Source organism: Pseudomonas sp. Arb-4-2C (genome assembly GCF_055755015.1).
The window spans coordinates 3,394,754-3,416,548 of the sequence record NZ_CM146899.1 but is presented as its reverse complement, the minus strand read 5'-3'; the positions used below and the strand labels follow the sequence as shown (position 1 = coordinate 3,416,548).

Annotated in this window: 19 protein-coding genes; 11 read left to right on the top strand and 8 right to left on the bottom strand. The window is 61.8% G+C overall.

Annotated features, from left to right (window positions below; translation table 11 throughout):
* Window positions 1–664: 664 nt before the first annotated feature.
* Entirely contained in the window at window positions 665–1,564 is a 900-nt protein-coding gene (locus AC0J41_RS15200; RefSeq protein WP_473012896.1) for a bestrophin family protein, read from the bottom strand.
* Window positions 1,565–1,600: 36 nt separating this feature from the next.
* Window positions 1,601–2,599, bottom strand: a complete 999-nt coding sequence (moaA, locus tag AC0J41_RS15195) for a GTP 3',8-cyclase MoaA (RefSeq protein WP_473012895.1) — start codon at window positions 2,597–2,599, stop codon at window positions 1,601–1,603.
* A 357-nt stretch (window positions 2,600–2,956) separates the two neighbouring features.
* Here moaA and AC0J41_RS15190 point away from each other — a divergent pair, with 357 nt between their 5' ends.
* The 5 genes from AC0J41_RS15190 (at window position 2,957) to AC0J41_RS15170 (ending at window position 9,264) form a co-directional block, all read left to right on the top strand.
* Window positions 2,957–5,281: an FdhF/YdeP family oxidoreductase gene (locus AC0J41_RS15190; RefSeq protein ID WP_473012894.1), complete on the top strand. Its 2,325-nt coding sequence runs from the start codon at window positions 2,957–2,959 to the stop codon at window positions 5,279–5,281.
* A gap of 106 nt (window positions 5,282–5,387) precedes the next feature.
* Window positions 5,388–6,791 carry a cytochrome ubiquinol oxidase subunit I gene (locus AC0J41_RS15185; RefSeq protein ID WP_473016008.1) on the top strand — a complete coding sequence of 468 codons (1,404 nt, stop codon included), beginning with the start codon at window positions 5,388–5,390 and terminating at the stop codon, window positions 6,789–6,791.
* 3 nt (window positions 6,792–6,794) lie between these two features.
* Entirely contained in the window at window positions 6,795–7,811 is a 1,017-nt protein-coding gene (gene cydB, locus AC0J41_RS15180) for a cytochrome d ubiquinol oxidase subunit II (protein ID WP_473012893.1), read from the top strand.
* Window positions 7,798–7,953, top strand: coding sequence for a DUF2474 family protein (locus AC0J41_RS15175; RefSeq protein WP_473012892.1), 156 nt, complete (start codon window positions 7,798–7,800; stop codon window positions 7,951–7,953). Before cydB ends, AC0J41_RS15175 begins: the two co-directional genes overlap by 14 nt.
* 852 nt (window positions 7,954–8,805) lie before the next feature.
* Complete coding sequence (locus AC0J41_RS15170; RefSeq protein WP_473012891.1) at window positions 8,806–9,264, top strand: REP-associated tyrosine transposase; 459 nt, start codon at window positions 8,806–8,808, stop codon at window positions 9,262–9,264.
* Window positions 9,265–10,154: 890 nt separating this feature from the next.
* On the opposite strand, the gene AC0J41_RS15165 is transcribed toward AC0J41_RS15170, so the two are convergent.
* A complete protein-coding gene (locus AC0J41_RS15165) occupies window positions 10,155–11,006 on the bottom strand; it encodes a CAP domain-containing protein (protein WP_025111344.1) in 852 nt (283 codons plus the stop codon).
* A 199-nt stretch (window positions 11,007–11,205) separates the two neighbouring features.
* On the opposite strand from AC0J41_RS15165, the gene AC0J41_RS15160 reads away from it, so the two are divergent.
* Window positions 11,206–11,826 (top strand): cell wall hydrolase, encoded by a 621-nt coding sequence (locus AC0J41_RS15160; RefSeq protein ID WP_025111345.1) that lies wholly within the window; start codon window positions 11,206–11,208, stop codon window positions 11,824–11,826.
* Here the strand turns inward: AC0J41_RS15160 and AC0J41_RS15155 are convergent.
* Complete coding sequence (locus tag AC0J41_RS15155; RefSeq protein ID WP_473012890.1) at window positions 11,823–12,710, bottom strand: LysR family transcriptional regulator; 888 nt, start codon at window positions 12,708–12,710, stop codon at window positions 11,823–11,825. The two genes, AC0J41_RS15160 and AC0J41_RS15155, sit on opposite strands and share 4 nt — an antisense overlap.
* A gap of 103 nt (window positions 12,711–12,813) precedes the next feature.
* On the opposite strand from AC0J41_RS15155, the gene AC0J41_RS15150 reads away from it, so the two are divergent.
* Window positions 12,814–14,226 (top strand): MFS transporter, encoded by a 1,413-nt coding sequence (locus tag AC0J41_RS15150; protein ID WP_473012889.1) that lies wholly within the window; start codon window positions 12,814–12,816, stop codon window positions 14,224–14,226.
* A gap of 52 nt (window positions 14,227–14,278) precedes the next feature.
* Here AC0J41_RS15150 and AC0J41_RS15145 read toward each other — a convergent pair whose 3' ends face one another.
* Window positions 14,279–14,992 carry a murein L,D-transpeptidase catalytic domain family protein gene (locus AC0J41_RS15145; RefSeq protein WP_025111348.1) on the bottom strand — a complete coding sequence of 238 codons (714 nt, stop codon included), beginning with the start codon at window positions 14,990–14,992 and terminating at the stop codon, window positions 14,279–14,281.
* Between the two features lie 149 nt (window positions 14,993–15,141).
* Between AC0J41_RS15145 and AC0J41_RS15140 the strand changes: the two genes are divergently transcribed.
* The 4 genes from AC0J41_RS15140 (at window position 15,142) to AC0J41_RS15125 (ending at window position 20,215) form a co-directional block, all read left to right on the top strand.
* Window positions 15,142–16,758: a L,D-transpeptidase family protein gene (locus tag AC0J41_RS15140; RefSeq protein WP_473012888.1), complete on the top strand. Its 1,617-nt coding sequence runs from the start codon at window positions 15,142–15,144 to the stop codon at window positions 16,756–16,758.
* Between the two features lie 270 nt (window positions 16,759–17,028).
* A complete protein-coding gene (locus AC0J41_RS15135; protein ID WP_473012887.1) occupies window positions 17,029–17,556 on the top strand; it encodes a hypothetical protein in 528 nt (175 codons plus the stop codon).
* Window positions 17,557–17,602: 46 nt separating this feature from the next.
* Window positions 17,603–18,511 (top strand): glutaminase B, encoded by a 909-nt coding sequence (gene glsB / locus AC0J41_RS15130; RefSeq protein WP_102357949.1) that lies wholly within the window; start codon window positions 17,603–17,605, stop codon window positions 18,509–18,511.
* A 201-nt stretch (window positions 18,512–18,712) separates the two neighbouring features.
* Window positions 18,713–20,215 (top strand): aldehyde dehydrogenase family protein, encoded by a 1,503-nt coding sequence (locus AC0J41_RS15125; protein ID WP_473012886.1) that lies wholly within the window; start codon window positions 18,713–18,715, stop codon window positions 20,213–20,215.
* Between the two features lie 63 nt (window positions 20,216–20,278).
* On the opposite strand, the gene AC0J41_RS15120 is transcribed toward AC0J41_RS15125, so the two are convergent.
* The 3 genes from AC0J41_RS15120 to cynS all read right to left on the bottom strand — a co-directional run bounded on the left by AC0J41_RS15120 (window position 20,279) and on the right by cynS (window position 21,736).
* Window positions 20,279–20,938 carry a carbonic anhydrase gene (locus AC0J41_RS15120; protein ID WP_025111352.1) on the bottom strand — a complete coding sequence of 220 codons (660 nt, stop codon included), beginning with the start codon at window positions 20,936–20,938 and terminating at the stop codon, window positions 20,279–20,281.
* 12 nt (window positions 20,939–20,950) lie between these two features.
* On the bottom strand, window positions 20,951–21,187 hold the full coding sequence (locus AC0J41_RS15115) for a DUF2790 domain-containing protein (RefSeq protein ID WP_025111353.1): 237 nt from the start codon (window positions 21,185–21,187) through the stop codon (window positions 20,951–20,953).
* 81 nt (window positions 21,188–21,268) lie between these two features.
* Window positions 21,269–21,736: a cyanase gene (gene cynS / locus AC0J41_RS15110; protein ID WP_025111354.1), complete on the bottom strand. Its 468-nt coding sequence runs from the start codon at window positions 21,734–21,736 to the stop codon at window positions 21,269–21,271.
* Window positions 21,737–21,795 lie beyond the last annotated feature (59 nt).

Below are 21,795 nucleotides of genomic sequence, written 5' to 3'. Positions count from 1 at the left end.
TCTTCGCGAGCAAGCCCGCTCCCACCGTTTTAATCGGGTGGTGTCTGGGCCACTGGTGCAGCGCCGGCCCATGTGGGAGCGGGCTTGCTCGCGAAGGCGGAGCGTCAGTCAGCATATGCGGTGGCTGAGATGGCCTCTTCGCGAGCAAGCCCGCTCCCACCGTTTTAATCGGGTGGTGTCTGGGCCACTGGTGCAGCGCCGGCCCATGTGGGAGCGGGCTTGCTCGCGAAGGCGGAGTGTCAGTCAGCGTGTGCGGTGGCTGACATGGCCTCTTCGCGAGCAGGCTCGCTCCCACAATTTAGTTGGGCGGTGTCTGGGCCACTGGTGTAGCGCCGGTTCATGTGGGAGCGAGCCTGCTCGCGAAAGCGGTGTGTTAGTCAGCATGTGCGGTGGCTGAGATGGCCTCTTCGCGAGCAAGCCCGCTCCCACCGTTTTAATCGGGTGGTGTCTGGGCCACTGGTGCAGCGCCGGCCCATGTGGGAGCGGGCTTGCTCGCGAAGGCGGAGCGTCAGTCAGCATATGCGGTGGCTGACATGGCCTCTTCGCGAGCAAGCCCGCTCCCACATTTTGATTTAGGGGGTTCGACCATTTTGCGGGTGTACCTCAGACCTGTAGGAGTGAGCCTGCTCGCGATCGCCGTTGTCCTGTCAACGCAGATGCAGGCTCAGCTCAGGACGTAGTCGACCGGCATCAGCATCGGTGGCAGATCTGCCACACCCAGCTCAGAGAGGATATCGCGCTCGATAGTGCGCACCAGCGAGTCTGTTGCCAGGTCGTTTTCGTCGCGGCCGAATGGGTCTTCCAGTTCATCGGCAATCGCATCCAGACCAAAGAAGGTGTAGCTGACAATCGCCGTGAACAACGGCGTCAGCCAGCCCAGCGGCTCGGCCATGGCGAACGGCAGCAGGATGCAGAACAGGTAGATCGTGCGGTGCAGCAGCAAGGTGTAGGGGAAGGGCAGCGGAGTGTTCTTGATCCGTTCACACACCGCTTGCGCCTGGGTCAGGCTGGTCAGGTGATTGGCCAGGAGCATGTAGCGCCACTCGGTCAACTCACCGCTCTGATGCAGGTCGGAACACTGCTGGCCGACCTGCTGCAGAATCCGCCCGCTGTAATCCGGCACCTGCGTATCGTGTTGCGGCGTGATCCACGCACGGCTGGCCGCCGCTTCGCTTTCCCGGCGCAACCGCGCATTCAGCGCATGGGCAAACCCGCAGAGATTGAGCAGCAACGGCTTGCGCTGCACCGATTCGCGGATGACATGGGTTTCGCGGATCACCGAGCGAATGTGCACCAGCACATCCCCCCAGGCCTTGCGCGCTTCGTACCAGCGGTCGTAGCAGGCGTTGTTGCGAAAATTCATGAAGATCGACAGCGACAGCCCGAGCAAGGTGAACGGCGTGGCATTGACCTTGGTGAAGTTGCTCGGGTGGAGGATTTCAATCAGCACGATGGCCGAGGCCAGCAAGGTGACCATCAGGGTGCGCAGGGCGATGCGTTTGGCAATCGAACCCTTGAGGGTGAAGAGGATGGCGAATTGGTTGACCTTGGGTCTGATGATCATGCTGGGCGATCCCGGTTACGCAGGGTGAGGGCGGTTTCAACCGCCGGTCATGTTCATGAAGCGCACGACCTGGACGTCGTCGTTCACTTCGAAATTGTGGCGGTACGGCTTGAGTTTCATCGCCTCGATAATGGCCTTTTCCAGCCGTTGCGGTTGCCCCGGATGAGCGCGCAGCACAGCTTTGAGGTCCACCGAATGCTCGTTACCCAGACACAGTAGCAGGCGCCCCTCCACCGTCAGCCGCACCCGGTTGCAGGTGCCGCAGAAATTGTGGCTGTGCGGCGAGATAAAGCCCAGGCGAATGTCCGGCGCCTCGGCCACGCGCCAGTAGCGCGACGGGCCTTGGGTCGACTCGGCGGAGTCGATCAGGGTGTAGCGTTCGGCGATTTTCTCGCGCACCTGGGCACTGGAGTAAAACGATTCCGCCCGGCTGTGTTCGCTGATGATCCCCAGCGGCATTTCCTCGATGAAGGAGATGTCGAGCTGGCGGTCGATGGCGAAGCTCACCAGATCGTTGATCTCCTGATCGTTGCGCCCCTGCATCACCACGACGTTGAGTTTAGTTCGGGTGAAACCGGCCTTGCGCGCGGCATCGATGCCGCTGATCACCTGCGCCAGATCACCGTTGCGGGTCATTTGCCTGAAGCGCTCGGGGTCTAGGCTGTCGAGGCTGATATTCAGGCGCTTGACCCCGGCGTCGAACAGCGGCGCCGCGAGTTTGCCCAGTTGCGAGCCATTGGTGGTCATGCACAGTTCGCGCAGGCCGGGCAGGGCGGCGATCTGCTCGCACAGCTTGACCACGCCCGGGCGAATCAACGGCTCGCCGCCAGTCAGGCGAATTTTGCGGGTGCCCAGTGCCACGAAGCTCTGCGCCAGCTGATAGATCTCTTCCAGCGTCAGTACCTGCTGGCGCGGCAGAAACTGCATGTCTTCGGCCATGCAATAGACGCAGCGGAAGTCGCAGCGGTCGGTGACCGACATGCGCAGATAGTCGACGCGGCGGTTGTAACCATCGATCAAGACACGCTCTGACATGACAGCCTCGCAGAAGTGAGAAGTCCGCATTAACGGAACAAGTTGGCGCAGGTTATGGGCAACTTCAGAGGGCGTCCAATCACTGTTAATGAACGGCTGATTGATTGCATCGATGATGAATTATTTCTCATTTAAAGTTGTCGCTTTAGTTTCGCAAGTTCCCGTGAATAAAGGGTTTTTCGCCGTGATAGACGGTTTCGATAATGTGGTCATAAATAGCGATTAGACAATATTTTGTATCGGTTCATATCCTTGATCCGGCAACTGAAACGACCGCTTTATTGCTGTGCAAAGTCGGCCGTCGCTGTTTAACCAAGATCAGGTTCATGCCTGTGTGCATCGTCATGGAGATGTCCCATGTCACAAGTCGACCGTTACAAACCTTACAAGGGTGCCGCTGCCGGTTGGGGGGCTGTGATCAGCCTGACCAAAAGCTGGCTGGGCAGTGAAAACGCCCTGAAAAACATCCGCGCCATGCTCAAGACCAACCAGAACGGCGGCTTCGACTGCCCGGGCTGTGCGTGGGGGGAAGCCCCCGGCGCGAGCATGCTCAAGTTCTGCGAGAACGGCGCCAAAGCGGTGAACTGGGAAGCCACGGGCCGCCTGGTCGACCCGGCGTTCTTCCACAAGTACACGGTGTCGAGCCTGGCTGAACAGAGCGATTATTGGCTGGAGTATCAGGGCCGCCTGACTCATCCGATGCGCTACGACGCGCGGGTTGACCGCTATGTGGAAACCACCTGGGAAGACGCGTTCGCGCTGATTGCCGAACACCTCAAGGGCCTGAAATCGCCGCACGAGGCTGAGTTCTACACCTCGGGCCGGGCCAGCAATGAAGCGGCGTTTCTCTACCAGTTGTTCGTCCGCGCCTTTGGCACCAACAACTTCCCCGACTGTTCGAACATGTGCCACGAAGCCAGTGCGGTGAGCATGGGCGAGACCCTCGGCGTCGGTAAAGGCACCGTGGTCTACGAGGATTTGCACCACGCCGACGCGATTTTCGTCATCGGCCAGAACCCCGGCACCAACCACCCGCGCATGCTCGAACCGCTGCGTGAAGCGGTGAAGCGCGGCGCGCAGGTGGTGTGCATCAACCCGTTGAAGGAGCGTGGCCTGGAGCGTTTCCAGAACCCGCAGAACCCGATCGAGATGCTCAGCAACGGCTGGGAAGCGACCAACACCGCGTACTTCCGCCCGGCGCTGGGTGGCGACATGGCGATGATTCGCGGCATGGCCAAATTCCTCCTGCAGTGGGAGCGCGAGGCTCAGGCCAGCGGCGGCGAACCGGTGTTCGACCACGCGTTCATTGCTGAGCACACCTCAGGTCTGGACAGCTATCTGGCCGAAGTCGACGCCACGAGCTGGGAGCACATCGTCGAGCAGTCCGGTGTGCCGTTGCACGACATCGAACTGGCGGCGCGCATGTATGGCCGCGCCAAGAGCGTGATCATGTGCTGGGCCATGGGCCTGACCCAACACGTGCACTCGGTGCCGACCCTGCAGGAAGTCATCAACCTGCAACTGTTGCGCGGCAACGTTGGTCGCCCGGGTGCCGGTCTGTCGCCGGTGCGCGGTCACAGCAACGTGCAGGGCGACCGCACCATGGGCATCAACGAACTGGCACCCAAGGAGTTGATGGACGCGCTGGAAAACCGCTTCAACTTCAAAGTGCCGCGCATGCACGGCCACAACACAGTGATGGCGATCGGTGCCATGGAGCGTGGCGAAGCCAAGGTGTTCATCGGTCTGGGCGGCAACTTTGCCCAAGCTACACCGGACACCCCGCGCACCCACGAAGCGATGCGCAAACTCGACCTGACCGTGCACATCTCGACCAAGCTCAACCGCAGCCATCTGGTCACCGGGCGTGACGCGCTGATCCTGCCATGCCTGGGCCGTACCGACATCGATATCCAGGCCGAAGGCCCGCAAGGCGTGACGGTGGAAGACACCTTCAGCATGGTGCATCTGTCGTTCGGTCAACTGAAACCGAAGTCGGCGCACTTGAAGTCCGAGCCGGCGATCATTGCCGGGATTGCCGCCGCCACGTTGGGCAAACATCCAATCGACTGGGAGTGGGTCGTGGGCGACTACGGGCGCATCCGCAACCTGATCGCCGACGTGATACCGGGCTTCGAGAACTTCAACGAGAAACTGTTGATCCCGGGTGGCTTCCACCTTGGCAACGACGCCTCGGACCGGGTCTGGAACACCGAGTCCGGCAAAGCCCAGTTCACCCCGTGCGTGCTGCCGGAACACCTGATCAGCGAAGGTGTGCGCAACCTGCCGGTCAAGCCGCATCTGATCCTGCAGACCATGCGTTCGCACGATCAGTACAACACCACGCTGTACGGCCTCGACGACCGTTATCGCGGGGTCTACGGCATGCGCGACGTGATCTTTGCCAACGAGCAGGACATCCAGCGGCTCGGTTTCGAACCGGGGCAGAAGGTCGATCTGGTGGCGCTGTGGGATGACGAGCGCGAGCGTCGGGTCAGCGGTTTTACCCTGATCGCCTACGACATTCCGCCCGGCCAGGCGGCGGCGTACTACCCGGAAACCAATCCGCTGGTACCGCTGGAAAGCTACGGCGACCGGACCTACACGCCGACCTCGAAATTCGTCGCGATTCGTCTCGAAGCGGCCAAGGTCAGCAACCTGATCCCGTCGTCGGTGGCCTGACCCGCTACTGATAAAAACACTGGCAATTTGACTGGCTGCAGGCGTTCACGCCTGGCGGTGGCCCGGCGACGTGCTGCCGCTTTTCAGCCTGGATGAGGACATCATCATGCTCAACATGGAGGCACTGGACCTGGCGCGAATTCAATTCGCGTTCACGGTTTCGTTCCACATTATCTTCCCGGCGATCACCATCGGCCTGGCGAGTTTCCTTGCGGTACTCGAGGGCTTGTGGCTGAAAACCCGTAACGACACTTACCGCGATCTCTACCACTTCTGGTCGAAGATCTTTGCCGTCAACTTCGGCATGGGCGTGGTCTCGGGGCTGGTCATGGCGTATCAGTTTGGTACCAACTGGAGCGGGTTTTCCGACTTCGCCGGGAGCATCACCGGGCCGTTGCTGACCTATGAAGTGCTGACGGCGTTCTTCCTTGAGGCCGGCTTCCTCGGGGTCATGCTGTTCGGCTGGAACCGCGTCGGCCGTGGCCTGCACTTCTTCGCCACGGTGATGGTCGCCATCGGCACGTTGATTTCGACCTTCTGGATTCTCGCCTCCAACAGCTGGATGCAGACCCCGCAGGGCTTCGAAATCGTCGACGGTCGGGTGATGCCGCTGGACTGGCTGGCGATCGTGTTCAACCCCTCGTTCCCGTTCCGTCTGGCCCACATGGCGATTGCCGCGTTCGTCGCGACGTCGTTCTTCGTCGGCGCGTCGGCGGCCTGGCATTTGCTGCGCGGCAACAACACGGCGCCGGTGCGCAAGATGTTTTCCATGGCGTTGTGGATGGCGCTGATTGTTGCGCCGATTCAGGCGGTGGTCGGTGACGCCCATGGCTTGAACACCCTGGAGCATCAACCGGCAAAAATCGCTGCCATCGAAGGCCACTGGGAAAACGCCGACAACGGTCCGACGCCGCTGGTGCTGTTCGGCATCCCGGACATGGCGGCTGAGAAGACCAAGTACGCGCTGGAAATCCCGTACCTGGGCAGCCTGATCCTGACCCACAGCCTCGACAAGCAGATCCCGGCGCTCAAGAGCTTCCCGAAAGAGGATCGGCCGAATTCGACCATCATCTTCTGGAGCTTCCGCGTGATGGCCGGGCTGGGCATGTTGATGATCCTTGTCGGTGTGCTGGGGCTGGCGCTGCGCCGTGGCGGCAAGCTCTATCAGCATCGCGGCTTTCAGCGCCTGGTATTGCTGATGGGGCCGAGCGGGTTGATTGCGCTGCTGGCCGGCTGGATCACTACCGAAGTCGGGCGTCAGCCGTGGGTGGTTTACGGTTTGATGCGCACTCATGACGCCGCCTCTCACCACTCGGTGGCGCAGATGAGCACCTCGCTGCTGCTGTTCGTGGTGATCTACTGCACGGTATTCACCGTGGGCATAGGCTACATGATGAAACTGGTGCGCAAGGGGCCGCAGCCGCATCACGAACATCCACCGCAGGGCGATGAGTTGCAGACCCCGCGCCGGCCACTGTCGGCGGCCACCGTCCCGATGAAGGAGCATTGAGTCATGGGTATTCAAGGTATCGATCTCTCGTTGATCTGGGGTGTGATCATTGCCTTCGGGGTGATGATGTACGTGATCATGGACGGCTTCGATCTGGGCCTGGGGATCCTGTTTCCGCTGATCCAGGATGAGCAGGAGCGCGACGTGATGATGAACACCGTCGCCCCGGTGTGGGACGGCAACGAAACCTGGCTGATCCTCGGCGGCGCGGCGTTGTATGGCGCGTTTCCGCTGGCCTACGGGGTGATTCTGGAGGCGCTGTACCTGCCGCTGATCCTGATGCTCTGCGGGCTGATTTTCCGTGGCGTGGCGTTCGAGTTTCGCTTCAAGTCTTCGCCGCAGAAGCGCCATTGGTGGGACAAGGCGTTCATCGGCGGTTCGCTGCTGGCGACGTTCGCCCAAGGCGTGGTGATTGGCGCGTACGTGTCGGGCATTCCCGTGGTGGATCGGCAGTTTGCCGGTGGTGGCCTCGACTGGCTGGCGCCGTTCCCGCTGGTGTGCGGTGTCGGTCTGGTGGTGGCCTATGCGCTGTTGGGCAGCACCTGGTTGCTGGTCAAGACCGAAGGCATGCTTGAATCGCGGATGCGTCTGTTTACCCGTCCACTGGCGTGGTTGCTGCTGGCGATGGTGGTGGTGATCGGCGTGTGGACCCTGCAACTGCACCCGGAACTGGCCATGCGCTGGTCGAGCCATGGGCATTTGATGGTGTTCGCCGGGCTGGTGGTGCTGGCGCTGCTGGCGTTGTTCGGGCTGCTGCGCACCTTGCGTCAGCGTCACACGCACTGGCCGTTCGTGTTCACCTTGGTGTTGATGCTGCTGGGTTACATAGGCCTGGCGCTGAGCATCTGGCCGAACATCATCCCGCCGTCGGTGAGCCTGTGGGCCGCGGCGTCACCGCCATCGAGCCAGTTGTTCGCCCTGATCGGCGCACTGTTCATCCTGCCGGTTATCCTGATGTACACCTTCTGGAGCTACTACGTATTCCGCGGAAAAGTGAGGATTGGCGATGGCTACCATTGATTCGCGTGAGGCCGGGTCCAGCCGCTGGTACAAGCGCCTTGGCTGGTTGTTGTTGATCTGGCTGGGCAGCGTGGTATCGCTGGCGGTGGTCGCGAGCCTGCTGAAACTGGCGATGTATGCAGCGGGAATGAGAACCCACTGACAATAAAAAACCGGAGCCATTGGCTCCGGTTTTTTGTGGCCGCAATACTGAACATCACCGATGCCCACTCCCACCCTTGATCACGGTCAGCCCCCGAATCCTTCATCCACCACCAATCCCCAGTGGGAGCGGGCTTGCTCGCGAAGGCGTCAGGTCAGTCGACATTGATGCTGGATGTGCCGGCGCTTTCGTGAGCAAGCCCACTCCCACCTTGGATCTCGGCCAGCCCCGCATCCTCCATCCACCACCAATCCCCAGTGGGAGCGGGCTTGCTCGCGAAGGCGTCAGGTCAGTCGACATCGATGCTGGCTGTGCCGGCGCTTTCGTGAGCAAGCCCACTCCCACCTTGGATCTCGGCCAGCCCCGCATCCTCCATCCACCACCAATCCCCAGTGGGAGCGGGCTTGCTCGCGAAGGCGTCAGGTCAGTCGATATTGATGCTGGCTGTGCCGGCGCATTCGTGAGCAAGCCCACTCCCACTTTTGATCTCGGTCAGCCGCAAATCCTTCATCCACCACCAATCCCCTGTGGGAGCGGGCTTGCTCGCGAAGGCGTCAGGCCAGTCGATATTGATACTGGCTGTACCGGCGCTTTCGTGAGCAAGCCCACTCCCACCCTTGATCACGGTCAGCCCCCGAATCCTTCATCCACCACCAATCCCCTGTGGGAGCGGGCTTGCTCGCGAAGGCGTCAGGTCAGTCGATATTGATACTGGCTGTGCCGGCGCATTCGTGAGCAAGCCCACTCCCACCCTTGATCTCGGTCGCAGACACATCCCGTCAATAAGCATGCGCGGCGCATGGTGCTGGCTGATCTAGCCTTTCTGAATTCAACCATCAACAAGGCAAAGGAATGCCCGAACATTACTCATCACATCGCCTGCGAACTGGTCGTCATTGCGAAGAAAATCGAATCTACCTTCTAACCGCCAATACTCTGGGACGCGAGCCTGTGTTCACGGATTACAGACTAGGCCGGTTGGTCGTGAACCAGTTCAGACTGGCGCAGGAGGAAGGGTTTGCCGACACATTGGCATGGGTGGTCATGCCGGATCATTTTCATTGGCTGATTCAGTTGCAAAAAGGAACACTCGGTCAATTGATGTGCCAGGTCAAATCCTTGAGTGCTCATTCAATCAACGAGGCGGCCGGTAGAACGGGAAGCCTCTGGCAGCAAAGTTTTCATGACCATGCTTTACGTCGAGAGGAGGACCTGGTGAAACTGGCGCGCTATGTAGTCGCTAATCCACTGCGGGCCGGACTGGTGAAAAAACTCGGTGACTATCCATTATGGGACGCAATCTGGGTTTGAACTCTGGATGCACATCCAGCGGATTACCACAGAATAAATGCAATCCCCAGTGGGAGCGGGCTTGCTCGCGAAGGCGTCAGGCCAGTCGATATTGATGCTGGCTGTGCCGGCGCTTTCGTGAGCAAGCCCACTCCCACCTTTGATCTCGGCCAACCGCAAATCCGTCATCCACCACCAATCTCCAGTGGGAGCGGGCTTGCTCGCGAAGGCGTCAGGTCAGTCGATATTGATGCTGGCTGTGCCGGCGCATTCGTGAGCAAGCCCACTCCCACTTTTGATCTCGACCAGCCGCAAATTCTTCGTCCACCACCAATCCCCGGTGGGAGCGGGCTTGCTCGCGAAGGCGTCAGGCCAGTCGATATTGATGCTGGCTGTGCCGGCGCATTCGTGAGCAAGCCCACTCCCACCTTGGATCTCGGCCAGCCGCAAATCTTTCAGCCATCACCAATCCCCTGTGGGAGCGGGCTTGCTCGCGAAGGCGTCAGGTCAGTCGAGATTGATGCTGGCTGTGCCGGCGCATTCGTGAGCAAGCCCACTCCCACCTTTGATCTCGGTCAGCCGCAAATCTTTCATCCACCCACAATCCCCAGTGGGAGCGGGCTTGCTCGCGAAGGCGTCAGATCAGTCAACATCGATGCCGGCTGTGCCGGCGCTTTCGTGAGCAAGCCCACTCCCACTTTTGATCTCGGTCAGCCCCCGAATCCTTCATACACCACCAATCCCCAGTGGGAGCGGGCTTGCTCGCGAAGGCGTCAGGTCAGTCGACATTGATGCTGGCTGTGCCGGTGCTTTCGTGAGCAAGCCCACTCCCACCTTTGATCTCGGCCAGCCCCGCATACTTCATCCGCCACCAATCCCACATTGGGTTTTCAGTGTTTTATGAGGGGGAGTTATTGCGCACCAAACATCGCGGTCCAGTAGATCCCGGCACTGCTTTTCGGATCGGTTGCGTAGGCGGCGCCGAGTTCCTTGTATTGCGGGTTCATCAGGTTGGCGCAATGGCCGGGGCTGGCGAGCCAGCCGTCGACGACTTTGCGCACGGTGTCTTGCCCGGCGGCGATGTTTTCGCCGACCAGTTGGCCGCTGTAGCCGGCCAGTTCCGCGCGGTCGCCCGGGGTGCGGCCGTCGCGGTCCTTGTGGTCGAAGTAATTGTTGTTGGCCATGTCCCGGCTGTGATCCTGAGAGATGCTGCCCAGGCTTGTGTTCCAGGCCAACGGTGCGGCGGCGGCAAAGGCCTGGCCACCGCATTGACGCGGCTGGGCGCGCGCAACATTGAGCTGTTCGAGCAACTTCTGGCCTTCGCTCTGCGCATCGCCCAGTTTCGCCGACAGCAACGGTCGCGCCAGCACAATGCGCCAGTCGCGATCGGCGCGGCTGACCCCGACATCGACGAACTGCGGATCCAGCACCACCTGACAGAAACTCTCCTGAATCGCCTTCATCGCCGACGTCGCATCACGCGGACCGTTGAGGGTGATCGCCTGTACGTTGACCATCGGGTAACTGGCGCTGGCCATCGCTTGTTGCAGATCGACCGCACCGGTGGCCGGCAGTCTCAGTCGTGGGTCGGCCGACAGCGGTGGCAGTTCGTTGGACGCCTGACTGCCGCAACGCTGCGGTTGGCTGCGGTAGGCATTGATTGACTCGATCAGTTGCGACTCGTCGGCGGCCATGGCTGAGGCGGCGACGGCCAGGCCCACGGACAGTGCGGCAAAACGCAAGACGGATGGCATGAAACGCATGGAAATCTCCCTTGAGCGCAATGCGCTCATGATGCGCGAAAGGCCCCCGGTCAGTGCAATGTCTTTTTCTTCATCGAGCGGTTTTTCTGCGGAACATCGTGCAGGCATTTGCCGTCTACACTCAGCCGAGGCCCCCGGAAACCGGGCGTCTCACCGACGAAACACCTTGCCCGCATCGGGCGCTACCGGAAGAACTGCCATGCGATTGAAAGGGTTGGCTGGTTGTTTTGCATTCATCCTGCTGACCGGCGTTGTGGGCGCCACCGAGCAGGCCCCCATCAAGGCGAAGGCCGAAGAGAAGGCTCAGGTGCTGGAAGAGAAGGCCGCCGACAAGGTCAGCGCGGCGCCGGCACCCAAATCCGAAGCGATCACCCCGACTGAAGTGCAAGCCGTAGACCCGGCAGGCACCGCGCCGCTGGACGATCCGATCACCTGCCTGGCGCGCAGTATCTACTGGGAAGCCAAGGGCCGCGACACGCCGGAAATGGAAGCAGTGGCCAATGTGGTGATGAACCGTCTGGGCCACGACGGCTTCCCCGGTACGGTGTGCGAAGTGGTCAAACAGGGTTCGGAAACCAAGAGTTGTCAGTTTTCCTGGTGGTGCGATGGCAAGGCGGATCAGGTCAAGGAAGACACCGAATACACGTTGGCCAAGGATATCGCCGGCAAGGCACTCAACCGCCAGTTGCCGGATCGCACCCATGGCGCGCTGTACTTTCATGATCGCAACGTGCATCCGAGCTGGGCCAAGGAATACAAAAAGACCGCCGAGGTCGGCAAATTCCTGTTCTACAAACCGGTCGGCGGTGATGCGCGCTAGACGCAGACTTCACGTACACAGTTGCGCAACCAGCGATGCGCCGGGTCGGCGTCCATGCGCGGGTGCCAGAGCATCGACACGCAGATCGGCGGCATTTTGAAGGGCAGGGAAAAACTGTGCAGGCCGGTGCGCAGTTTGCTGGTGTGACGCTCGGGAACGGTGGCGATCAGGTCCGATTCGCGGACCAACGTCAGCGCTGCAGAGAAGCCGCCGAATGAGGTGACGATGTCCCGCGTCAGTCCCGAGGCGAGCAACGCTTCGTCTACCGGGCCACTGCTGCGTCCGCGGCGTGAAATGAGAATGTGCTGGCCGCCGGCAAAGCGTTTGCTGCTGATCTTGCCCGCACTCAACGGATGACCTTCACGGACCACGCCGATCCAGTGATCCTGAAACAGGATGCGACTGTGTAGCGCCGGGTCGGTGCTGTCGTTGACCACACCGGTCTCCAGGTCCACCCGGCCTTCACGCAGCAGCGTGCTGTCCTTGTCGGCTTTCTGCACGAACCGCAGGCGCACGCCGGGCGCTTCGTCTGCGATGCGGGCGAGCAGGGCGGCGGCGAACGTTTCAACAAAGCCGTCGGTGTTGCGCAGGGTGAAGGTGCGCTGCAACTGGCCGGGATCGAGTATCTCGGCGGGGCGCAAAGCCGCCTCGGCTTCCTGCACCAGGCCACTGACCCGCTCGCGCAACTCCAACGCACGCGGGGTCGGCACCAGGCCACGACCAGCCCTGACCAGCAACGGATCACCGGTAGTTTCGCGCAGGCGGGCGAGGGCGCGGCTCATGGCCGATGGGCTCAGCCGCAGAATTTGCGCGGCGCGTGCGACGCTGCCTTCGCGCAACAACACGTCGAGGGTGATCAACAGGTTCAGATCCGGTGTGCTCATGACGTGGCGTTCCATGCAGGTATCAAGTGCAAAGCATGCGTCTTGCGCCTTGCGTTGTCGAGACTCAGGCTATGCCGTCTGACCTTTGCATCAGGAGCGCCCGATGTCCGAATCTGCCTTGCCCCCTCAAGCCCGCTGGGCGCTGACCAGTCTGGCGTTGTCGATGTTGATGCCGTCGCTGGACACCAGCATCGCCAATGCCGGCTTGCCGACGCTGGCCGCAGCGTTCGATGCGACGTTTCAACAGGTGCAGTGGATCGTACTGGCGTACCTGCTGGCGGTCACCACGTTGATTGTCAGCGTCGGGCGGCTCGGGGACGGGATCGGTCGACGGCGACTGCTGTTGATCGGGATCGGTATTTTTACCAGCGCTTCGTTGTGCTGCGCGCTGGCCCCGGGACTGGGCTGGTTGATCGGCGCCCGGGCGGTGCAGGGCCTTGGCGCGGCGATCATGTTTGCGTTGACGATCGCGCTGGTGGCGGACGCGGTACCCAAGGCGCGGGCGGGCAGTGCGATGGGCCTGTTGGCGACCATGTCGGCCACCGGCACCAGCCTAGGGCCATCGCTGGGTGGGCTGCTGATTGCTAATGTCGGCTGGCCGTCGATCTTTGTCCTCAACGTGCCCTTGGGCCTGCTCAATGCGTGGCTGGTTTATCGCTATCTGCCGGCTGATCGGTCGGCGAAATCGGCTGTCGCGTTTGACTGCCTCGGCACCGTGGTGCTGGTGTTGACGTTGGCGGCCTATGCGCTGGCGATGACGCTCGACGGCTACACGCTGATGTTGCTGCTGATCAGCCTGTGTGGCGTCGGGGTGTTTGTCGGGGTCGAGATGAAAGCCAAGGCACCGCTGATTCGATTGTCACTGTTCGCCGATCCGCGACTGAGCAGCAGCCTGGCGCTGACGTTCCTGGTGACGACGGTGATGATGACCACGCTGGTGGTCGGGCCGTTTTACCTGAGCCGGGGCTTGGGACTGGGCAGCACCGTGGTTGGCCTGGCGTTGTCGGTCGGGCCGCTGCTGGCAGCGTGCGGCGGTGTGCCGGCCGGGCGTCTGGTGGATCGCTTTGGTGCGCGGCGGGTGGTGCCCGGCGCGTTGCTCGGGTTGGCTGGCGGTTGCAGTTTGTTGGCGGCGTTGCCGACGCGTTTCGGCCTGGCGGCTTATCTATTGCCGATGGCAGTAATTGCCAGCAGTTACGCAATGTTCCAGGCGGCGAACAATACCGGGTTGATGAGTACGGTCAGTCAGGCTCAGCGCGGCGTGGTCTCGGCCCTGCTCGGGCTGGCGCGCAATCTGGGCTTGATCACCGGCGCGGCGGTCATGGGGGCGGTGTTCGCATTCGCTACCGGAGACCCGACGCAAGCCCCGGCCGAAGTCATCGGCAGCGGCTTGCACAGTACGTTCGGGGTAGCGGCGGCGCTGATGGTCATGGCCCTGATCGTCAGCCGAACCCGGATCATCTGTGGGAGCGAGCTTGCTCGCGAAAGTGCCGTGTCAGTCAACACAAAGGTCGACTGACAGGACCTCTTCGCGAGCAGGCTCGCTCCAACAATTGAATGAGGCGTGTTTGTCAGCTGGCGTGGGTGCTCAAGATGCTCGCCACCTGTTGCGGCTGGCAGTTGAGGTACGGCGAGGATTTCAGCCAGCGCTGGTCCGGGTACCAGGAAAACATGAACTGGCCGTCCTTGAGTTTATCGATCACCTGCCGTGCCACTTGCGGACGCACCGCCGGGCAACCCTGGCTGCGACCGATCCGGCCCTGACGCTTGCTCCATAACGGATTCACATAATCGGCGGCGTGGATCACGATGGCCCGGTCGCGGGCCATGTCATTGAAACCCGGCTCCAGACCGTCCATGCGCAGCGAATAACCGTGGGTTCCCTTGTAGCTTTCCTGCGTGCGGAACAGGCCAAGGCTGGACTGGTAACTGCCTTCGCGGTTGGAGAACTGGGTGGCGAAGTTTTCCCCGGAGTTGGAGCCGTGGGCGACCAGGTCGCGCAGCACCAGTTTCTGTCTGCTCAAATCGAAAATCCACAGCCGGCGCGCGGTGGAAGGCTGCGAATAATCGATGATCGCCAGGTGACGGGACGGTTTCGCACCGTTGTTGACCGCGCATTGCATGGCGTTCAAGGCACCTTTCAGCGCCTGGGGATTGAGTTCCGGCGCGGCGTGCGCGAGGCTGGTAAAGAGAACCGGCGATGGCTTGCCGGCGGCGAAAGCTGGGCTGCTCACCACGACGAGGGTCGCGGTGGTCAGCAGAAGTCGGCGCAAAAACGTCAACATTTATAAAGTGTCCTCACTTGCTACTTATTTGGCACTTTGGCTCCTGACTCCCAGTCATACCCAACAGACCCCGGTTTCGGGCCTGACTGTTCAGCGCACCTGATGTAAGGTTGCCGTCATTGAGACGGCCACGGATTGGAGTAAAGCAGTTGTTCAAAAAGTACGCATGCTACTTGAGCATTTGTTTGCTCGCTGCGCCGTTTGTCGCTTGTGCCGACGAGGCGCTGCCGCCGTTGCAGACGCTGCCGACGCCACCGGCGCAAATGCCGGTCGAACCGCAAAGTCCGCTGCAAGCGGTATTGATCGGTTTACCGCAGGCGTGCCCGGCGATTGCCGCGCACCTGAGCGGCCCGGCGCTGGCGCAACTGCAGGCGTTCTACCAGCAACAGGACTGGCTGCCGGTATGGGCCAGCGAGTCAGGGCGTTTGCCGGCCTTGCGCGGACAATTGCAGTTGTTGGCCGATGATGGACTCAATCCGAAACGCTACCCGGTGGCGGTCAATCCGCCGCAGGACGGCGAGCTGTGCGCCGATATCGACATCAGCCGCTATTACCTCCAAGCCTTGCAGGACCTGCATTACGGTCGTCTGCTGCAGTCGCATTTCGAGCCGTTGTGGCATGCCGATGATACCCCGCGCGATCGTCAGGCCGAGCTGCTCGCCATCGCCGTGCCTGGTCTGCAGGACATTAAGGCCGCGTTCGATCAGGCGCGTCCGCGTCTGGCGCAATACCAAAGCCTGCGTCATCTCTACGCCAGTCAACGGCAACAAGCCTTGCCGCACTGGCAGTCGGTAGGCAACGGCCCGTTGCTGCGCCCGGCGATGGAAGACAAGCGCGTGCCGGAACTGGCCCAGCGGCTGTTCAACGAAGGCTACCTCACCCACGCCATCGGCACCCCCGGCAATGCCTATGACGGTGTGCTGGTGGAGGCGGTGAAAAGCTTCCAGGCCAACCATTCGTTGCAGGCCGACGGGGTGGTCGGGCCGGGGACGATCGCCGAGCTCAACATCAGTCCGCTGACGCGCCGCGAACAGTTGCGGGTCAACCTCGAACGCTTCCGCTGGCTGGCCCAGGACATGGAGCCCAATGGCTTGCTGGTCAACGTCGCCGCTGCCGAGCTGACCCTGTATCAGGGTGGTCGGCCGGTCTGGCAGACCCGCACTCAGGTCGGTCGCGCCGAACGGCAGACCCCATTGCTCAAATCCCGGGTCACGCGCCTGACCCTGAACCCGACCTGGACCGTGCCGCCGACCATCTGGAAAGAAGACAAGCTGCCGGCAATCCGCAAGGACCAGACCTTCCTCAGTCGCCAGAACCTGCAAGTGCTCGACGCCCACGGCCAGCCGTTGGCTGCGGCGGACATCGACTGGGACAACCCCGGCAACATCATGCTGCGCCAGGACGCCGGACCGCGTAACCCGCTAGGGCAGATGGTCATTCGCTTCCCCAACCCGTTTGCGGTGTACCTGCATGACACGCCGAGCAAGGCACTGTTCGACAAAGGCCCGCGCGCGTTCAGCTCCGGGTGTGTGCGGGTCGAACACCCGATGCAACTGCGTGACCTGTTGCTGACCCCGGCGGAACGGACTCGTACCGACACCTTGCTCGCGACCGGCAGCACCCACGAATTCCGCCTGTCGGCCCCCGTCCCGATCCTGATGACCTACTGGACGGCGCAGGTCGGCAGTGACGGGCAGGTGCGCTATGCGCCGGACATCTACAGTCGTGACAGCGCGCTGCTGGCGGGGCTGGACGGCGCACACTGAGTTCAGCTAACGCGCGAAACCCCGTGGGAGCGGCCAGCCGCAAACCTTCATCCACCCACAATCCCCTGTGGGAGAGGGCTTGCTCGCGAAGGCGTCAGGTCAGTCGACATCAATGCCGAATATGCCGGCCCCTTCGTGAGCAAGCCCACTCCCACCCTTGATCTCGGCCAGCCGCAAAACCTTCATCCACCCACAATCCCCTGTGGGAGAGGGCTTGCTCGCGAAGGCGTCAGGTCAGTCGACATCGATGCTGGCTGTGCCGGCGCTTTCGTGAGCAAGCCCACTCCCACCTTCGATCTCGGCCAGCCGCAAAACCTTCATCCACCCACAATCCCCTGTGGGAGCGGGCTTGCTCGCGAAGGCGCCAGGTCAGTCGAAATCAATGCCGAATATGCCGGCGCCTTCGTGAGCAAGCCCACTCCCACCTTTGATCTCGGCCAGCCGCAAATCCTTCATCCACCCACAATCCCCTGTGGGAGCGGGCTTGCTCGCGAAGGCGTCAGATCAGGCGACATCGATGCTGGCTGTGCCGGCGCTTTCGTGAGCAAGCCCACTCCCACCTTCGATCTCGGCCAGCCGCAAAACCTTCATCCACCCACAATCCCCTGTGGGAGCGGGCTTGCTCGCGAAGGCGTCAGGTCAGGCGACATCGATGCTGGCTGTGCCGGCGCTTTCGTGAGCAAGCCCACTCCCACTCTTGATCTCGGCCAGCCGCAAAACCTTCATTCACCATCACTCGCGCATTTGGATTTTCAGTGTGTCAGCCAGTGTGATTCGTTGCAGTTGCGCAGCGTCTAGCCCCAGTGTCCCCGCAATCCCATGGGGCGAGACTTCGGAACCCGGCATGCAAGCGCTGTTGAACGAGATTCTTGACGCAGTCCGGCCCCTGATCGGGCAGGGCAAAGTGGCTGATTACATTCCTGCCCTCGGCACTGTGCCGGCCAATCAACTGGGCATTGCGGTGTATGGCAACGACGGCGAAATGTATTGCGCCGGCGACGCCGAGACGCCGTTCTCGGTGCAGAGTATTTCCAAAGTGTTCAGCTTGGTGCAGGCCATCGAGCATTCCGGCGAGGCCATCTGGGACCGTCTGGGTCACGAGCCGTCCGGCCAGCCGTTCAACTCGCTGGTGCAACTGGAGTTCGAGCGCGGACGCCCGCGCAACCCGTTCATCAACGCCGGGGCACTGGTGATCTGCGACATCAACCAATCGCGCTTCGCCGCGCCGGCCTTGTCGATGCGTGACTTCGTGCGGCGCCTGTCGGGCAATCCGCAGGTGATCGTCGACGGCAAGGTTGCCGAGTCCGAGTATCAGCATCGCGCCCGCAACGCAGCGATGGCGTACCTGATGCAATCGTTCGGCAACTTTCACAACGACGTCGAAGCGGTGCTGCGCAGTTACTTCAGCCACTGCGCATTGCGCATGAACTGCATCGACCTGGCGCGGGCGTTCTGCTTCCTCGCCAACGACGGTTTCTGCAAACACAGCGGCGAACAGATCCTCACCCGGCGCCAGACCCAGCAAGTCAACTCGATCATGGCCACCAGTGGTTTGTACGACGAGGCGGGCAACTTTGCTTACCGCGTCGGTCTGCCGGGCAAGAGCGGGGTCGGCGGCGGGATTGTCGCGGTGGTGCCGGGGCAGTTCACGGTGTGCGTGTGGTCGCCGGAGCTTAACGCCGCCGGCAATTCGCTGGCGGGGATGGCGGCGCTGGAGATGCTCAGTTCGCGGATTGGCTGGTCGGTGTTCTGACCGATTCGCCAAATACCACAAACCCCTGTGGGAGCGGGCTTGCTCGCGAAGGCGTCGGTACAATCAACATGAATATTGAATGTACCGGCCTCTTCGCGAGCAAGCCCGCTCCCATTAGGTCTTGTGGTGTTTCCGGTAGGTGTGTTTCAGCGAAGAATCCGCTACATTTTCCGGCCGCCCCTCCTATGGTGAATCCGCTTCATGTCTCTTGCGCTCGAACGTCTAGTCGCTGGCACGCCGATCCCTTTCGCTGGTAACCGCGTGACCGTGGTCAGCCCCGAACTGGCCGCGCGGTTTCAGCCTGGTGACCACCTGCTGGTCGAGCAGGTCAGTGGCGAACTGTTGCTGATTCCGGTCATCGATCAACAGGCCGCTGCGGTGGCAATCGAACGTGCAGAAGCGGCCTTCACTGCATTGTCGTCGGTGTCCGACGAGGCCATCAGCCGCTTTTTCGATCTGTTTGCGCAACGCCTGCAAACCCCGGCGTGCTGGGCCTTGATCGAAGCGGCTAACCTGGCCGACATCGAGCGCGCCAAGGCCCGTGGCCGCTCCACCACCCGACTGCTCGCCGACGAGCGCATGCGCCGCGACATGATCGCCGGCCTGCGTGCCTGGCGGGATGCGCCGGCCACGCGCGGCAAGGTCATCAGCAGCGTCGAACACGACGGCTGGAAGGTCGAGCAAGTGGTGTCGCCGCTGGGCATCGTCGCCTTCGTGTTTGAAGGGCGGCCGAACGTCTTCGCCGACGCCGCCGGGGTCTTGCGCACTGGCAATACCGCGGTGTTGCGCATCGGCAGCGATGCGTTGGGCACGGCGCAAGCGATCGTCACTCACGCTTTGGACCCTGCGCTGGCAGAGGCTGGCTTGCCCGCCGGTGCGGTGTCGTTGGTGGAAAGCGTCAATCACGCCGCCGGTTGGGCGATGTTCGCTGACCGGCGTTTGTCGCTGGCGGTGGCCCGGGGGTCAGGCCGTGCAGTCAGTCAGTTGGGCAGCATCGCCCAGCAGGCGGGCACGGCGGTCAGTCTGCACGGCACCGGTGGCGCGTGGCTGATTGCTGATCGTGACGCCGACGCCAGCCGCTTCGCCGCCGTGGTGCGCAACTCGCTGGATCGCAAAGTCTGCAATACGCTGAATGTCTGCCTGATCCAACGTGATCGTGCCGCCGAACTGCTGCCGCTGTTCCTCGACGCCCTGCAACAGGCCGGTGCCGCGCGCGGGCAGGGCTGCAAATTGCACATCGTCGACGGCAGTGAAAGTTATCTGCCGGCTGACTGGCAGAACGCGACGGTGGAGGTCTATCGCGCCGAGGGTTATCAGACCGAAGCCCTGGCCGAAGCGCTGGCGGAGTCCGAGCTGGGCCGCGAGTGGGAGTGGGAAGAAACCCCGGAAGTCAGCCTGATGATTGTCGATGATCTGGAGCAGGCAACTGCTCTGTTCAACCGCTACAGCCCGCAATTCACGGTGTCGCTGATCAGCGAGGAGGCTGCTGTTCAGGAGCGTTTTTACAACGCGGTGAATGCGCCGTTTGTGGGTAACGGGATTACCCGTTGGGTGGACGGTCAATACGCGCTAAACAAGCCGGAACTGGGGCTTTCGAACTGGGAAAGCGGGCGCTTGTTTGCGCGCAGTGCGATTCTGTCGGGGGATGGGGTGTTCACGGTTCGCAGCCGCATGACTCAAGTTGATCTGAGCGTAAAACGCTGATGTGAACACCATGGCTGTGGCGATGGAGCTTGCTCCCTCGCCACAGAGTTGCAGTGTTCTCCTTCACGCCGCTGCGGTGGTGTTTGCCTGCACCGCGCAAGTCGCTGGCTGCTCAGCCAGCGGTACGAATGTGCGGCGGTCTGCCGACAGTGCATCGATCGAGCCTGTCTCGATGTCATACACCCAGCCATGCAGGTTCAACAGGCCTTTCTCCTGTGCCAGGCGCACACTCGGGTGGGTCTGGATGTTCGCCAGTTGCGCGATCACATTCTCGCGCACCATCGAACTCAATTTGGCCGCGTCATTGGCATGCGGGCGCGCCTCGTTCACCACTTTCGCCGACTCGGCGTGTTGCAACCAGCCGCTGACCGCTGGCAGGTGATCCATGCATTTGCACTTGGCAATCGCGGTCATCGCGCCGCAGTCGGAGTGGCCGCAGATCACGATGTCAGTCACACCCAGCACCGCCACTGCGTATTCCACCGTTGCCGAAACCCCGCCCGGATGCGGGCTGTAGGACGGCACGATATTGCCTGCGTTGCGGATCACGAACAGCTCGCCGGGTTCTTGCTGAGTCAGCAGTTCCGGTACCACACGGCTGTCGGAGCAGGTGATGAACAAGGTTCCGGGTTGTTGGGTGGTCGCCAAGTGTTTGAACAGTTCAGTGCGTTGCGGGAAGGCTTCGTTCTGGAACTTCAGGAAACCGTCGATCAGGCTTTTCATGGTGCAGTCCTCTTAGTTGGAGCAACCGTTGCCGAATTCGCTGTATTGAAGAATGTGCTTGCCGCCGTTGCTGTCCAGATACGTCATCTCCACCGGCACCACGCCACAGACGTCGGCAACCGGGGTGATGCTCAGTACTTGGGCGATGTCCAGTTGCATGCCGTAGCGGTAGGCGACGGCGTCTTCATCGGCGTGGGCCTGAGCGGACAGGCCGGCAAGCAGAGCAAGGGCCAGCAGAATTTTTTGCATGGGGCAGCCTCCAGACGAATTGGGGAAGGGTTGCAATGAAAGTGTGGGGTGGCCCGCACCGAGGGTGCGGGCCGGGATGGATCAGAAGGGACGCAGCGGCAGGAACTTGCCGTCGAGGGTGACAACGGCGCGGGAGCCGCCTTCCGGGTCTTCGACTTTCTTGATGTCGAGCTTGAAGTTGATGGCGCTGATGATGCCGTCGCCGAACTGCTCGTGCACCAAGGCTTTGAGGGTAGTGCCGTAGATCTGGATCATCTCGTGGAAGCGGTAGATGGTCGGGTCGGTCGGCACGCCGGCGAGGCTGCCGCGCAGCGGGATGATCTGCAGGGCGGCGATGGCGTCGGCGTCCAGTTCAAGTTTGTCGCCGACCACTTGCGCGGCGTCTTGCGGCAACGGGTGCTGGCCGAGCAGGGCAGCGGTGACGTAGGCCAGGCTCAGACCGGTGTCGTCGGCCAGATCCTGCCACGACAGGCCTTTGCGTGCCTTGATGTCAAGAATGCGGGTGGTCAGGGCCAGGCTGGCATCGTTGTAGGCGTGGGACTGTTGCATGGTGTCACTCCTTTCAAGGTTGGCTTGCTGTGTGGGAGTAATCTTCTGCCGATTTATCC